Here is a 15170-nt window from a genome sequence, read left to right as displayed (position 1 = left end):
ACGGCCCGAACGCCCCGGGCACGTCTCGCCAGGCGATCCCACACCGGTACCGATAAATAATGCCCTCGACCATCGAGCGGGCATCCTGAAAGGGCCTGCCCCGCTTGCCCGTCCGAGTCGGAAGCAAATCTTCAATCAACGACCACTGAGCATCGGTGAGCAACTGAAACCGCGACATGACTCAAGCCTCGGGCACAACATCCAAAATCTTTGCCAGACACGCCCTAGCGTCCCCAGCTCACCGAGCGGTTCGCGGCGAGTTGGTGGCATCCTCTTGTGGATGACAGCAGTCCGACGCGGACGTCCCAGGATCATCGATCAGCGCAGGCCTGGTGAGACCCCACGAGAGGAAATCCTCGACGCCGCCGCCGAGCTGTTTACCGCGTACGGGTACACCGCAACATCGACACGGGCGATTGCCGATGCCGTGGGCATCCGGCAAAGCAGCATCTATCACCACTTCCAGACAAAGGACGACATTCTCGACAACTTGCTGGTCCGCACCGTCGACGCCTCGGCAAGGCTGGCACAGCGACTGTCCGACTACCCCAGCTCCCCGGCGAGTCGCCTCTATGTCATGGTCTGGTACGACTCGCATCAGTTGCTGGCGGGCCGATGGAATCTCGGTGCGCTGTTCCAACTTCCGGAGATCCGCGGTACCAAATTCCCCCATTTCGAATCTCGCCGCGAATACCTGCGCGAGTGCTACCGCACGCTCGCGCGGCAGACGTGCGCCGACTCGAATCTGTGGAAGAACAAGCACAAGATCGAAATGACCGTCGTGACGGAGTTGCCGTTCCACTTCGTCGAGACCTCGATCCAGATCCGCGCGGATAGCCCCGAGTGGGTGGCCGAGGCCGGACCCGGTGCCATCGCCACAGGCATCGCCGACTCCTGCCTTCGTGCGCTCACCGCGGGATGTACGGCCGCTTTGAAGGTGAAGGCCCACCGCATCCGCGACCAGCTGGCGCTCGACATGGCCGGGTAGCGCAGGCCAAGTTTGCGGCAGACCGGTTTTGAACCAGAGGTCGCGCCGTCACGCTGGATGTATGGCGGGCATTGCGGCGCCTGATCGATTTGCCGCCGAGGTCCGAAGTTTCGATTGCGCCACCCTGGCTCATCGCCCAATGCCGCTGTGGCTGCGCACCTTTGGTGCCGCACGCGCGCGGGGTTTTTGAAACGCGGTCGAAACACGATGCTCATAAGCCTGATCCAAATGCCTCCTACTATTCCTATCAACCGATAGGAATAGTAGGAGGCATTGTCGAAACACGCAGTCCGGCAACGTGAGTCAACGTGAGTCAACGTGAGTCAGGGGCCGGTACGGCAGCTTGGGGCTGTCGGTCGGTGCAGTGCGCGGCCGTCGCTCAAACGTCGACACGGGGGGCGAGGCGGCTGTTTACCGATTCGCGTGTGGCAGCGCACGGTAGCCCAAAAGCCAACGCGTACAACCACACTGCCGCGCCATCGACTTGAATCGGGGCCGTTTCGTTCGGCGTCGCGGTGACTGTTACGGAGGTGTTCAGTGGATTTTGCGGTCCTACCGCCCGAGGTGAATTCGGGTCGGATGTATGCGGGTGCGGGGTCGGGTCCGTTGGTGGGGGCGGCTGCTGCGTGGGATGCGTTGGCGCAGACGTTGAGTTCTGTGGCGTCGTCGTATCGGGCGGTGGTGTCGGAGTTGGCGGGTGGGCCGTGGTTGGGTCCGTCGTCGTTGTCGATGGTGGCCGCGGTGGCTCCGTATGTGTCGTGGATGAATAGTACTGCGGAGTTGGCGGGGCGTACGGCTAGTCAGGTCGGGATCGCGGCGGCGGCTTATGAGGCGGCTTTTGCGGCGACGGTGCCGCCGGCGGAGATCGAGCTGAATCGAGCGTTGCTGGCATCGTTGGTGGCTACCAACGTTTTCGGGCAGAACACTCCGGCAATCGCGGCGACTGAGGCGCAGTATGGGCAGATGTGGGCTCAGGATGTGTCGATGATGCAGGGTTATGCGGAGGCGTCGGCGGCGGCGACGAGGCTGACCCCGTTCAGTGCGCCGCCGCAGACCACGAATCCGGATGGGACCAGCAATCAGGGTACCGCCGTGGGCAAGGCCGCCGCCTCGGCCGCGGGCCCGGGTACGCAATCAGCACTGTCGAATGTGCCCAGCATGCTGCAGAGCGCGTCGGCGGGGGCCTCGTCCGGATCGTCGCAAACATCGTCGGCGCCCACCTCGCTCTTGGACTTGTTCAACAACTTTAGTGCGAATACCGTTGGCTACCAAATACTTTCGGAAGGCTTGAACTTCGATGCGTCCGGGGCCATGCTGACCCTCGACCCCCCGGTCGCCGCGGCCTGGAATCCGTTGATCAGTGCACTCTCGGCGCCGGCGGACGCCGCGTCGGCGGCATCTGACGTGCCGGGCTCGGCGCTTGCGTCCAGCACCGGAGTGGGCGGCCCCGCCGCGGCGGGCCTGGGCAACGGGGTATCTGCCGGTCTGGGCCGGTCGGCGTCGGTCGGCGGGCTGTCGGTGCCGCAAACGTGGGACACGTCCACCCCGATTCGGTTGGCTGCGTCCGAATCTTCCAGCGCCGGGCTGGAAGCGCTGCCGCGGACGGAGGCTTTCTATGGCGGTATGCCGACGATGGGCCCGGTCGCCGGCGTCGTCAATGCGCCGCGCGGCGACCAGGGCCGGCTGCGGGCAGGTGCACGCCACAAGATGATTCCGGCAGTCGCCGGAGAGTCGGGGATGCACGACGACCCCGCCGGCCGGTGGATCGAACCGACCGAGCCTGACGACGACCTGACCAGCGAGCGCGACGAGCTCAACCAGCTGCGCAAGGCGATAGCCGATGTGACCAGACAGCGCGACGTCCTCAAGCGCACGGCCGCCACCTTGATCCAGGAGGCAACCCACAAATAGCCCTACGCGGCACCTGGTCATGACGCCGCTCAACGATCATCAGGTCCATCTCGACCGGCGTGGTCATCGAGGCCAATATCGGCGAGTCCGTCCCGGCGAGGATGGCGCTGGTATCCGCGGCCGGTTCACGGATGCCCTCGGTGCGGCGGAGTTGCCTGGGACGCCTTGGCTTTCGACGCGGCCTTCTTGGCCGAAGCCTTCTTCGCGGGCGCCTTCTTCGCGGCCGGCTTCTTGGCGGGCGCTTCGGCGGTCCGGCTTCGCGCCTTGTCGGCCGCCTTCTTCTCGGCGTACAGGTCGACCTCGGGCAGTTCGCCGACGGGCCAGTTGGCCAGCGTATCCAGGTACAGCTGGCGCACTTCGGCAATGCGGTCCGGCAGCGTGTCAAGCGTCCAGTCCTGCACCGAGATCGGCGGAAACACCGCGACGTCGACGGTGCCCGGGTTGATGACCGTCGAGTTCCGGGCGGCAACGAGTTCGGCGTTGCGGATCACGATCGGAACGATCGGGATGCCCGCGGCCATCGCAATCCGGAAAGGCCCCTTCTTGAATGGGCCGACCTCGGTGGTGTCGACGCGGGTGCCCTCCGGAGCGATCACGATCGAAAGACCCTTGCGCGCACGGTCTTCGACCTCGTGCAGCATCTCCACCGCGGCGGCCTTATCGTCGCGGTCGATGAACACGCCGTCGACCAGCCTGCCGAGCGTGCCCATGACGGGGTCCTTCTGCAGCTCCTTTTTGCCCACACCCACCCAGTTGTCGCGCACCAGGGCGCCGGTGATGACGGGGTCAACCTGGTTGCGGTGATTGAAGATGAAGACCGCGGGGCGTTGCGCGGTCAGATTTTCCTTACCGATGACATTAAGCTGCACGCCCGCGATCGCGAGCGCCAATTGCGAGAAGTTGGAGGTGAAAAAGTTGACGCCGCGCCGCCGGTTGCGGGTCAGCACCCCGATGCCCACCGCGCCGGCGGCAACCGGGAACATCGAGCCGAAGCCGGCGAGCGTGCGCAGCTGGCGCCGCAGACCCACCGGACCGCGGCTGCTGAATCTCAGGATCGGCCAACCACGGCGGTTGGCCACCGCGGCCATCTTCCCTTCGGGATTCGTCGGCCTGGGATTGCCGACCAGATACATCAGGGCGACGTCCTCGTCACCGTCGGCGTAGAAGTAACTGTCCTTGAGATCGATGTCATGCTCGGCGGCAAAGCGTTGTACCGCAGCGGCTTTGCCCGGGCCCCACAGGATCGGCTTTTCGACGCCACCGGTGAGCATGCCGTCCTCGGTGGTCTCGAACTTGTTGGTGAGCATGTTGGGGATGCCGAGGAACCGCGCGACCGGATTGACCTGGATGGTCAGCGCCGACGAGCTGAGCACCACGGTGTGGCCGCGGGCCATGTGAGCGCGCACCAGCTCGCGCATCTCCGGGTAGATCCGGGACTCGATGCGCTGGACGAACATTCGCTCGCCGACCTCTTCCAGGTCGTCGAGCAGTCGCCCGGTCAGCGCGGCGGCGGCCTTGCCGATGAGGTCCTCGAACTCGAGCCGCCCGAGGGTGTGACTCAGGCCGGCCTGCACCATGCCGAGCAGCTCCCCGACGCCCATGTCGCGGCGCAGCAGCCGCTCCTGGGTCAGGATGATCGCGGTGAACCCGGCGACCAGCGTGCCATCCAGGTCGAAAAACGCACCGATCTTCGATCCTTCGGGGCTGGCCATGATCTCGGCCACCGAGCCGGGCAACCGCGGGTCCGCTCCAGCGGTTTCGCCCTTGCCCCCCTTCTGCTTCGGGGCGCTCATGACCCCGCCACCGATCGAGTGGACACGGCGGACTCGATGAACGAGGCGGGCACCGCCTGCGGTGGCGGGTCACCGGCCAGCGCCAGGATCTCGTCGAAACCCTCCAGCAGGGATTGGGCGAACAACGCCTCGTTTCGCACAGCGGCCCGGTCGTAGCGCATGGTGATGGTGCACCACCCGCCCCGCGAGATCAGCACCACCATCATCGCCACGCCGGGCAGCGGACCGATGCCGTACTGCCGCAACACTTTTGCCCCGGCAATGTAGGTGTCGCCCGGATAGACCGGGACGTTGCTGGCCTGCACGTCGGAGCCGATCACCGACCCGGTGATGCCTTCCAGCACCGCGGTCGGCAGGACGCTGAGCACCGGCGCCACCGACCCGATGATGTTCATGGCGGGCTCGTCGCGGCGCTGTGTCATCTGGGCGCGAATCTTCTTCATCCGGGAGACGGGGTCCACGGTGCCGATCGGCGCCGCCAGGTTGACGCCGGTGAACCGGTTGCCGCCGGCCGTATCCGCCTCCGCCCGCAGGTTGACCGGGACCGCCATCGGCAGCGTGCTGATCGGCACGCCGAACGCCTCGTGGTAACGGCGCAGGGTGCCACACAGTCCGGCGAGGTAGGCGTCGTTGATCGACCCGCCACCGGCTTTCGCGGCCTTGTGCAGATCGGCGAGTGGGATGTCAATCGCCTCGCTGCGGGTGGCCAGGCTGCGTCGCCGCAGCAGCGGCGACGGCTCGGCGGCCCGGTTGAGCACCCGCATGCCCGACATAGCGTACCCGACGATCCCCGAGACGGTGGCCGTCGGCTCCAGGATGGCCCGCCCGGCCGCCGATACCGCCCCGGACAGCGCGCTCACGACGCCGCCGACCACGGCGAAGGGCAACTGGTTAATGCCCTGGCGCATCAGGTCGTTGGACGTCAGGTCCTGCGGCACGGGCAGCGGCGGCGCCGGCTTGGCCGGCGGATTGCGCTCGAGGTCATAGATCTCGGCGAACATCTGCACCCCGCCCACGCCGTCGGTGACGGCGTGGCTCACATGCAGCAGCGTCGCGGCCTTTCCGTCGGCCAGGCCCTCGACGAGGGTGGCCGTCCACAGCGGTCGCGAAATGTCCATCGGCGACTGCAGGATGAGCTCGGCCAGATCGAATACCTCACGCAGCGTGCCGGGTTCGGACACACGCACCCGGCGCACATGAAAATCCAAGTTGAAATCGGGATCGACCACCCAGCGCGGCGACGCCGTCGGCAGCGTGGGCACGACGACCTTTTGCCGCAACCGCAGCACCCGTCGGGAAGCGTTTTCGAATCGGTTCCGGAAGTGTTCCCATTCCGGCGTGGTGTCCAGCAGCTCCAGGGCCATGATTCCCGACCGGGTGCGGGGGTTTGCCTCGCCCCTGTGCAGTAGGTAGTCGACCGGCCCGAGCTCGTCGGACAACTTGGCCGCCTCGACGGATTCAGTCATGGTCATCAGCTCGACGCGCCAACGTTGTCACCGTCGCTCAAGCCTCCCGCCTTAAACCACCAACCCCAATGGTCTACACAACGCTAGTCGGGTTACCACGCTGGTGAAAGGAGCGGCGAGTACGGGTCCGCGGACTCAGCCGGCCCTCAACCGGCGGAGGTGGCCGACAGGGGCAGCGAATCGAGCAGAGAGCTGACGCGCCGCCCGTACACGACACCGAGGAAATCGGCGACCGCATCGGCGGCCAGCCGCGATCGGACGGTCGGCGTGATGTCGAAAGCGTGGTGGGCATTGCCGAGTTCGGCGTGCCCCACCGTGGCGGCGCCGGCCGTGCGCAACGCCGCGCAGAAAGCGCGAGCCTGGCCGCTGGGCACCAATTCGTCCTTCCGGCCGTGCAGCACGAAGAAGGGCGGCGCGTCGGCGTGCACGTAGGAAACCGGCGACGCCGCCGTGAAGCGCTCGGGCTCGTCGGCGTAGCGGGCCTTCATCACGAACTGTTCGAGGAACGGCAGCATCAGTGGGTGCATGTTCTCGAAGTCGGTGAAGTCGTAGACGCCGTAGTAGGGCGCTACCGCTTGCACGGTGGTGTCGGCGTCTTCAAAGCCGGGCTGGAACGTCGGGTCATTCGGGGTCAACGCGGCCAGGGAGGCCAGGTGGCCGCCCGCCGAGCCGCCGGTGATCGCGATGAAGTCGGGGTCGCCGCCGTAATCGGCGATGTTCTCGCGGACCCACGCGATCGCCCTTTTGACGTCGATGAGGTGCGCGGGGAAGGTGGCGCGCGGGCTTTTGCTGTAGTCGATAGAGACGCAGATCCAGCCGAGTTGGACCATTCGGCTCATCAGCGTGTAGGCCTGCGGACGCCGGCCGTTGAGCGCCCATGCCCCGCCCGGCACCTGGATCAGCACGGGCGCCCGGCAACCGGGTGTCAAATCGTCGCGCCGCCAGACGTCCAGCAGGTTGTCGCGCGGGATCGGACCGTAGGAGATGTCGGAAGTCTGGGCCGCATACCGACGATGCGGCCCCGGCCTGCCCAACAGTCGACCGCGCGGGGCGCACAGGGCGCCGACGGCGGCGGGATGACAAACCTGTTCGCGATACTCGGGGCCCAAAGCCTCCTCGAGCGCGGCGGTCAGGGTTCGATCCGCCCGCTGGGCGGCCAGCGACATGCCGACCCGACCGACGGACGGGTGCGAGACGCGCGAGAGCGCGTGCCCGGTCACCACGAGCGGGGGAAACTCCGTGGAAAGCCAGCCGGCGAAGCAGCCCAGCGCGAAAGGCCCGCCGCGCAGCACCAAGTTGCCGAGTTGGCAGACGTCCCGGGCTTCGGCCGCCAGCCGTGCCATCTGGGCACCCGCCCACGAACAGGGGGAGGCTTGCTTACTGGCCGCGCTCATTGCAACGTCACCTCTGGAACGTTATGCACACGCCTCGTTGCGGTTAACGGCCCATGACCGGCCGATGTCGCACGTGTGTCGAGAGTCCTCACGATAACCGATAAACGCGGCGCGGGAAGGGTTTTCGTGCGCGTGGCGGACGGGAATCGGGTCACCTGACCGCGGTTGGATAGACTGACCTGCGCATTGCCTCCGTAGCTCAGGTGGATAGAGCAAGGGCCTTCTAATCCCTAGGTCGCACGTTCGAGTCGTGCCGGGGGCACCGAGATTCGTGTATGACGTCGGCTGATGATCGATGCGGGGCCCGCAGAGCCCGGAGGCTCCGCGGCACCCCGCGCCCCGCCGGTGGGCCGGCGACGTCCAGCCCAAGACCGGGCGCCTAATCGCTAGGTAATCAGTCTTGCTGACTACCTACGCGATTGGCGGGCGGGCCGACGATCGACGGCACCGAACGCCCCACCGACGGATCACCTGATTACTTGGCCGTGTTGCTAGACCTCGATCGTCTGGCTCACGTAGTTCTCCCACGTGGCAATTTGGCCCGCGTCGATGAGAAGGCCCTGGTAATCGGGGTCGGTACTCAGGCTCTGCTGGATCTGGCCATAGGTGGCCCAGTCCTGGGCGGTCATCAGCAGACCGATCGCATTGGTGCCCTGGCCTCCGATCATGTTGACCAGCGCGGTGACGTTCTCCGCGCCATGTTTGCGGACAAGTCCGGTCGCTCGCTTCAGCTGCTTCTGGATGTCGTCCCAGGTAACCCCAGGGTTCGGATGGACGATCGTAGTAGCGATGATGGTCATGGCTGAACCTTTCGCCAGAGGAGAAGAGAACGCTAATAGTCTCCGGCGCGGCGAAGTGAGCCGTCTAGAGTAGGCGGCTACTCCATTTCCACGGTGTGCGCGCAAGGGAGTGCCGACGGTGCCCCATCTCCTCCCAAGAAGTTTTGGCGGGCTGCGCCCTCGGTCGAAGGTTTCAACCGGCCGCGTCTGGGAACAGTGATCGATAGTGGCAAACGTGGGTGGCTGACCGTAGCAGTCGGCCATTCGCGCCGTTGAGCAGGGAAATTATCTAGAATGTTGTCTAGTATCAATAAAAGTTCAGCAAGCGTATTCAGGCAAAAACAAAGGCTAATGTCCGCTTGCATGAATCCGAATCACAAATTCATTCAAGAGTGTCCTGAATGCAATTCAATACACGAAACGCAGAATCAGGATGAGGAATATTGCGCCCGTTGCAAAGGGAAAGGCGCAATACCGACATTAGCGGAGAAATGAGCCGGTCGGACTCGGGGCCGGCTCCGCTGGGCGGCCGGCATACACACCTTGACCGCTGAGACCGCTATCCGACCGCCGTGACGATTGCGGCGATCGCCGCCAATGCGGGTTGAGAACCGTTGCGCCACAGAGCAATCGATGAGCGCTCACAACCAAATGGGACGCTTGCGACCCTTTGCTGGGCCACACGTTCGAGTCCGGTCGGCGATAGCGGGGAATTGCCTGGACGACGGCACCGATTGGCCCCGACCGCCCGAGGCCATTGACGCGGAGGGACGGGTCCGACTCATATCCGGCGTTAGCTGAGCCGGAATCGACGGCGCCTTTCCGGCCCCGATATGCAGCATTGAAGCGTGAACGCACGCGGGTCAGCGCGTGTATGGGCCGTGGCGGTGGCGACGGCTTGCGCGTCACCGCTTTGCCCACCGATCTCCGCTTTCGCCGCGCCCTGCCCCGACGTCGAGGTGACGTTCGCCCGCGGCACGCCGAGCCGCCCGGTGGCGGCGCGGTTGGCCAAGCGTTTGTCGACTCATTGCGTTCCCGGGTCGCGGGCCGATCGCTCGGGGTGTATCCCGTCAACTATCCCGCGGATGAAATTTTCCCGCCGTCGGCGTCCGCGGGCGCCGGCGACGCGCACGCTCACGTCCGATCCACGGTGGCCAACTGCCCCAACACCAAACTGGTACTCGGCGGCTATTCGCAGGGCGCCCTGGTGGTGGATCTCGTCACCATCGCCCAGGCGCCGATCGCGGGCTGGATCCCTCAGATATTGACGGCCGACGAGGCCGGCTATGTCGCCGCCCTGGCCCTTTTCGGAAACCCGTCGTCCAGATTTCTGGGGGTCCGCAATGCCCGCTCAGGCGGCCACTTTCGCGGCCGGCCATCATGGCGACCGGCGGACCGCACGATCGAAGTGCAGGTTGCGGCCCGCCGCGAGCCCAAGTGGCATCAAGGGCGATTGGTCACGGCGACGCAGGTCATTGGCGTATTTCGGCGGTCGTGTTCAGAGCGACAATCACTTTCACGGAACCGCCGGTAATGGCATTCGGGTGAGTCCCGAAAGCGCCCGGCGAACCCCCAAGTCTTAAAGTCGGTGTCAAAAGATTGCGGTTTAATCGAACTGGGAACAGCGTGTCAGAACGAGCAGATGGCGCTTACGGGGAGATCATTACTTACAGCGTCTTCTCTTCGAGGGGTTGGCGAATATGGTGTCGGATGACTGGCAGCCGGTGGTGCGCGTCGGAACGCCGAAGTTCATAGCCGGCGTTGGCAATCGGATCAAAGTTGAAGTCAAGACGCGGGGTTGGTTGAGCCGCGACTGGCGCTGTTACTTCGGAGCGCAGGTCTCGCAGCAACAACTTGATGCCCGGTACTCTTCCTATCCCTGTTGGGACGAAATCCAGCGCATCGAGGGCTCGTGCGCCGAGGACGACGCTGAGCGATACATCGAAATGATCGATGCCGCAATACATTACGCCAACACCAAGCTGCGCAGCGATGCGCTGCCGGTGGCCGCAATGCGGGGAGCGCGCATGGAGCGGCGCGGGTGTGCGGTGCGGGAGCGTCAGGCCGAACTCGATGAGCTGGCGAAAAAGTTAGCGAAACCCGAGCTGTAGCACCGCGCGCAACGTTCGCGGCGCAGCAAGGCCGACGCCCGGCGCTCAGACCCGGCCCGTGAGTCGCCGCGCCACCGCATGTTTCGCCAGGAAGAATCGGGGGTTGACCGACGAGGCGAAAAGCGACAGATAACGTTTTGATAAATACAGCATTGCTTGTAGATTCCGATATCCGCTGCGCGCCCCGCAAAGATTTTCGCCTTTGCGCAGCGCCGTCCAAAGTGACTCGCACCCACCGCTAATGGCGTGCACTGTCGGGCCGGGCCAATGTGGCAGCCCGCCAATGCCGAATGCTCGCCTCTTCCCTGACGGTTCTCGCTATTCACGCTCATACCGGGCCGACTTGATGCCCACGGCGCGAAGTAGTCTTACCTCGCCCGTGACGCTGCCGCCGATGAACCGGTGTGCCCAGGCGGATCCGCCGCCAAGACCCGAAGCCGGAGGTGCCCGATGGCCCAGTCCGAACCGATCCTGTTCAACGTCACCAACCGCGTCGCGCTCATCACCGTCAACGATCCCGATCGGCGCAACGCGGTCACCGCCGAGTCGTCGGGCCTGCTGCGCGAGGCCGTCCAGCGGGCCGAAGCCGATCCCGAGGTGCATGCTGTGGTGGTCACCGGGGCCGGCAAGGCGTTCTGCGCGGGCGCCGACCTCAGTGCCCTGGGCGCTGCGGGCGGCGGAGCGGCCGAGATGGGCCTGCAGCAGCTTTACGACGGCTTCATGGCCGTCGGCAGTTGCCGGCTGCCCACCATTGCCGCCGTCAACGGCGCCGCTGTGGGCGCGGGCCTGAATCTGGCCCTGGCTGCCGATGTGCGCATCGCCGGACCCGCCGCCGTGTTCGATGCGCGCTTCCAGAAGCTTGGGCTACATCCCGGCGGGGGCGCGACGTGGATGTTGCAGCGAGCGGTCGGCCCGCAGGTGGCGCGGGCGGCGTTGCTGTTCGGGATGCGCTTCGACGCCGACGCCGCCGTACGGCACGGCCTGGCGCTGAGCGTCGCCGACGATCCGGTCGCTGCGGCGCTGAAGCTGGCGGCCGGTCCGGCGGCGGCTCCGCGGGAAGTGGTGCTGGCAACCAAGGCCACGATGCGCGCCACCGTCAGCCCGGGGTCGCTGGACAGCGAGCAACACCAGCTGGCCATGCGCGCCGAGCTCGGTCCGCAGTCCACTTCCATCCAATCACCGGAATTCGCGCAGCGATTGGCCGCCGCGCAACGCCGGTAGGCCTTTTGGCCTGCTGACCCGAAACTCACAAATCGAGTAACGCCGTTTCCGGCGCCTCAATCAGATCCCTCAGCTCGCAGACGAATCGGGCGACTTGTGCACCGTCGGCGATGCGGTGGTCGAACACACAAGTCAACGACATCGTCGGGCGCACCACGATTTCGCCGCCCCGGACAACCGGGCGCGGCTTGATCGCTCCCACGCCCAGGATCGCGGCTTCGGGATGGTTGATCACCGGCACTCCGTCGTCCACGCCCAGCGTCCCGAAGTTCGTCACCGTGAACGTCGAGCCGCGCAACTCCCCCGGCCCCAGCTTGCCGGCACGCGCACCGGCAATCAATTCGGCCGCCTTGCTTGCCAGTTCGCGGGTCGTCTGGGTGTGGGCATCGAAGATTACCGGAACGAGCAAGCCACGCTCGGTGGCCGCGGCGATGCCCAGGTGCACACGGTGCTCGACGCGCACCTGCGGTCCCTGCGGCGAGTCGAGCCACGTCGCATTCAACAGCTCATTGTGCCGCAACGCGATGACCAGCAATCGCAACGTGAGAACGAAGGGCGTTATGGTCTCCTGATCAGCACGGAACCGGTCGGACAGCCGCAGCAGCTCGGCGCAGTCGACTTCGACACCGACCTTCGCCGGCGGAATCTCCTTGTGTGACAACGTCATTTTCTCCGCCATCCGGGCGTGCACACCCCGGACCGGCCGCGCGTCGACGCCACCCCCGTTCTTACCGGCCGCCGCCAGCACATCCTCGCGGGTGATGATGGCGCCCTCGCCACGCTGCACCGAGTTGAGATCCACCATCAGCTCTTTGGCGAGCTTGCGCACCGGAGGCGCGGCCCGCGGACGGGTGGTGCGCCGGCTGCTGTCGATGCCGGAGTCGGCGCCGTAACCGACCAGCGTGGGTTCCGCCGTCTGGGCGGCCGGCGAATCACCGCCCAGCGGCGCAGTGTCGATCCGCAAGAGCACCGCCCCGACGTTGAGCACATCGCCTTCGGCACCGTTGGTTTCGACGATCCGACCCGCGTACGGGCTGGGGATCTCTACTTCGGCCTTGGCCGTCTCCACCGTGCACAGCACCTGGTTGAGCTCGACGTCCTCACCCACCGCCACATGCCACCGCGTCACCGTCACTTCTTCCAGCCCCTCGCCGAGGTCGGGGACCCGGAACGACTTGATCCGATCATCGCTCATGGCTGCTCCAGCACGCGCTGGACGCAATCCAGTAGCCGATCGGGTCCGGGCAACCACCACTTCTCCAACCGCGCCGGCGGATACGGGGTATCAAAGCCGCACGCGCGCAACACCGGAGCCTCCAGCTCGTAGAACAACTCCTCCTGAATGCGGGCGGCCAGACCCGCGCCGTAGCCCAGGCTGCGCGGGCCCTCGTGCATCACCACGCAGCGTCCGGTCCGGTGGATCGACGCGGCGACGGTATCGAAATCCAGCGGCACCAGCGATCGCAGATCTATGACATCCAGGCTCCAACCGCGTTGTCGCTGAGCCTCTTCGGCAGCACCGACGGCCGTGCCGACCAGGCTGCCGTACGTCACGACGGTCACGTCGGTGCCCGGCTGGCGCACCATCGCCCGCCCGATCGGTGGTTCCGGCCGGGTGAGGTCGACCAGGCCGCGCCCCTGGTAACGGCGCTTGGGCTCCAGATACATGACCGGGTCCGGGCAGCTGATCGCGTGCCGCAGCAGCCAATACGCGTCGGCGGGGCTGGACGGCACCACCACCTTCAAGCCGGCCGTGTGCGCCCAATATGACTCCGTGGAGTCGGAATGATGTTCGGCGGCACCGATTCCCCCGAAGGAGGGGATGCGAACTGTCACCGGCATGTTGATCTCGCCGCGGGTGCGGGTGCGGTACTTCGCCAGGTGGCTGACCACCTGATCGAAGGCCGGGTAGGAGAACCCGTCGAACTGGATCTCGGGTACCGGCACGAAGCCGCGCAACGCCAGCCCCACCGCGATCCCGATGATGGCGGACTCCGCGAGGGGCGTGTCGAAGCAGCGGGCTTCGCCGAACGCCGCGGCCAGCCCCTCGGTGACCCGAAACACCCCGCCTTCGACCGATACGTCCTCGCCGAACACCAACACCCGATCGTCGGCGGCCATCGCGTCGTGCAGGGCGCGGTTGAGCGCGCGCACCATGGTCATCGGCTGCGCTCCGAGCGCGACGTCTTCTGGTGCCGCGGTGAGCTTCTCGTCGTGGCCGGCCGGGCGATCAGCGAGCTGAGTCATGGATGCGTCCCGATCGCCTGGTCGAGTTCGGCCCGCAGCTGCCGCCGCTGCGCCTGTAGTCCCGGCGTGATCTCGGCGTACACCGAGGTGAACACCTCGTCGATGTCGAAGTCGGGCGCGTCGAACACCGCGTCTCGCAATTCGGCCCGCATCCGTTTCGCCCGGGCCGCAACACGTTCCTCCAACCGGTCCGACCACAGACCCTGGCCCTGTAGGTAGCTGCGGTACCGCGCGATCGGTTCCAGCGCCGCCCAGCGATCGACCTCCTCTTGGGTCCGGTATCGGCTCGGATCGTCGGATGTGGTGTGCGGGGCCAGGCGGTAGGTGACCGCCTCGATCAACGTCGGCCCGCCGCCGGCCCGGGCCCGCGCGGCGGCCTCCGCCGTCACCGCATAGCAGGCCAAAACGTCGTTGCCGTCCACCCGGATCCCGGGCATTCCATAGCCAATTGCCTTGTGCGCCAGCGATGGTGCGGCGGTCTGCCTGGATATCGGCACCGAGATCGCCCACTGATTGTTCTGCACGAAGAACAGGCAGGGCACGGCGAACACGGCCGCGAAGTTCAGCGCCTCGTGCACGTCTCCCACGCTGGTGGCGCCGTCGCCCAGGAAGGCCACCGTGACCGAATCCTCGCCGAGGCGCTGGGCAGCCATCGCCGCTCCCACGGCGTGCAAGGCCTGGGTGCCGATCGGAATCGACAGCGGGGCACAGCATTTCTTGGTGAAATCGAGGCCGCCATGCCAGGTTCCGCGCCACGCCACGCCCACATGTCCGGGCGGGATCCCGCGCACCAAAAAGGCGCCGAGCTCTCGATATTGGGGAAACATCCAATCCGTCTTACGCAAACACGCCGCGGCGCCAACCTGAGCGGCCTCCTGACCGCGGCAGGACGCGAACAGCCCCAGCTGCCCCTGCCGCTTGAGGTTGACGAATTCGCCGTCCAGCTCGCGGGTGATTACCATCATCTCGTAAAGCCAGCTCAGCGTCTCCGCGGGAAGCTCACGGCTGTAGCGATGTTCGGGCGTCGGTATGCCATCGGGAGCGACGAGTCGCACCGGCTCCAGGTCGACAACCATCGGCACCGAAGACATTTGCGTCCCACCGCCTCCCTGGCCGCGTGCCGGGTGGCCCGGTGCGCCACAGCGGGTCCCGGCAAACGATCAGCCGGGTCCACCGCGAGCGGGAGTCGATCGCCAGCTACACGAAAGGCTTCGCTCGCCGCGACACTGACGTACCCCCCATTATGCTCTCAAACGAGAA

General features: G+C 66.1%; 12 protein-coding genes, 1 tRNA gene and 1 pseudogene. 6 read left to right on the top strand and 8 right to left on the bottom strand.

The features are described 5' to 3' along the window. Positions 1-178, bottom strand: a 178-nt coding sequence (locus BST14_RS31625; protein WP_142279208.1) for a transposase, incomplete at its 3' end; no start/stop codon positions are given. A 102-nt stretch (positions 179-280) separates the two neighbouring features. Here BST14_RS31625 and BST14_RS01020 point away from each other — a divergent pair. Both BST14_RS01020 and BST14_RS01015 read left to right on the top strand, forming a co-directional pair. Next, positions 281-988 carry a TetR/AcrR family transcriptional regulator gene (locus tag BST14_RS01020; RefSeq protein WP_083062723.1) on the top strand — a complete coding sequence of 236 codons (708 nt, stop codon included), beginning with the start codon at positions 281-283 and terminating at the stop codon, positions 986-988. A gap of 537 nt (positions 989-1525) precedes the next feature. Further along, entirely contained in the window at positions 1526-2899 is a 1374-nt protein-coding gene (locus BST14_RS01015) for a PPE family protein (protein ID WP_245845256.1), read from the top strand. A 146-nt stretch (positions 2900-3045) separates the two neighbouring features. Here BST14_RS01015 and BST14_RS01010 read toward each other — a convergent pair. From BST14_RS01010 to lipQ, 3 genes and pseudogenes are all read right to left on the bottom strand, one after another. Continuing rightward, positions 3046-4692 (bottom strand): annotated as a pseudogene (locus BST14_RS01010) (HAD-IB family hydrolase); the annotation flags it as partial. After that, a complete protein-coding gene (locus BST14_RS01005) occupies positions 4689-6158 on the bottom strand; it encodes a WS/DGAT/MGAT family O-acyltransferase (RefSeq protein ID WP_142279207.1) in 1470 nt (489 codons plus the stop codon). The gene BST14_RS01005 and the pseudogene BST14_RS01010, both read right to left, overlap by 4 nt. A gap of 146 nt (positions 6159-6304) precedes the next feature. Next, positions 6305-7552 carry an esterase LipQ gene (lipQ, locus tag BST14_RS01000; RefSeq protein ID WP_083062721.1) on the bottom strand — a complete coding sequence of 416 codons (1248 nt, stop codon included), beginning with the start codon at positions 7550-7552 and terminating at the stop codon, positions 6305-6307. 188 nt (positions 7553-7740) lie between these two features. Between lipQ and BST14_RS00995 the strand changes: the two genes are divergently transcribed. Then, a tRNA-Arg gene (locus BST14_RS00995) sits at positions 7741-7814 on the top strand. A gap of 229 nt (positions 7815-8043) precedes the next feature. Here the strand turns inward: BST14_RS00995 and BST14_RS00990 are convergent. Further along, the gene (locus BST14_RS00990; RefSeq protein WP_083062720.1) at positions 8044-8352 is read right to left on the bottom strand and encodes a hypothetical protein; all 309 of its coding nucleotides are present in this window, start codon (positions 8350-8352) and stop codon (positions 8044-8046) included. An 853-nt stretch (positions 8353-9205) separates the two neighbouring features. Here BST14_RS00990 and BST14_RS30665 point away from each other — a divergent pair. From BST14_RS30665 to BST14_RS00975, 3 genes are all read left to right on the top strand, one after another. Continuing rightward, on the top strand, positions 9206-9865 hold the full coding sequence (locus BST14_RS30665; protein ID WP_438502116.1) for a cutinase family protein: 660 nt from the start codon (positions 9206-9208) through the stop codon (positions 9863-9865). A 166-nt stretch (positions 9866-10031) separates the two neighbouring features. Then, positions 10032-10442: a hypothetical protein gene (locus BST14_RS00980; RefSeq protein ID WP_083062719.1), complete on the top strand. Its 411-nt coding sequence runs from the start codon at positions 10032-10034 to the stop codon at positions 10440-10442. A 450-nt stretch (positions 10443-10892) separates the two neighbouring features. Further along, positions 10893-11663 carry an enoyl-CoA hydratase gene (locus tag BST14_RS00975; protein ID WP_083062718.1) on the top strand — a complete coding sequence of 257 codons (771 nt, stop codon included), beginning with the start codon at positions 10893-10895 and terminating at the stop codon, positions 11661-11663. A 25-nt stretch (positions 11664-11688) separates the two neighbouring features. Here BST14_RS00975 and BST14_RS00970 read toward each other — a convergent pair whose 3' ends face one another. Genes BST14_RS00970 through pdhA form a run of 3 tightly spaced genes read right to left on the bottom strand, consistent with a single transcriptional unit; the run spans position 11689 to position 15001 of the window. Further along, complete coding sequence (locus BST14_RS00970; RefSeq protein WP_083062717.1) at positions 11689-12858, bottom strand: dihydrolipoamide acetyltransferase family protein; 1170 nt, start codon at positions 12856-12858, stop codon at positions 11689-11691. Then, the gene (bkdB, locus tag BST14_RS00965; RefSeq protein WP_083062716.1) at positions 12855-13910 is read right to left on the bottom strand and encodes a 3-methyl-2-oxobutanoate dehydrogenase subunit beta; all 1056 of its coding nucleotides are present in this window, start codon (positions 13908-13910) and stop codon (positions 12855-12857) included. The genes BST14_RS00970 and bkdB overlap by 4 nt, the downstream gene beginning before the upstream one ends. Beyond that, positions 13907-15001 carry a pyruvate dehydrogenase (acetyl-transferring) E1 component subunit alpha gene (pdhA, locus tag BST14_RS00960; RefSeq protein ID WP_245845255.1) on the bottom strand — a complete coding sequence of 365 codons (1095 nt, stop codon included), beginning with the start codon at positions 14999-15001 and terminating at the stop codon, positions 13907-13909. The genes bkdB and pdhA overlap by 4 nt, the downstream gene beginning before the upstream one ends. Between the last annotated feature and the right edge of the window lie 169 nt (positions 15002-15170).

Origin of the sequence: Mycobacterium arosiense ATCC BAA-1401 = DSM 45069 (assembly GCF_002086125.1) — a bacterium.
GTDB lineage: Bacteria > Actinomycetota > Actinomycetes > Mycobacteriales > Mycobacteriaceae > Mycobacterium > Mycobacterium arosiense.
Note: the sequence above shows the minus strand (reverse complement) of the source record. Positions and strands in the feature narration are given on the sequence as shown.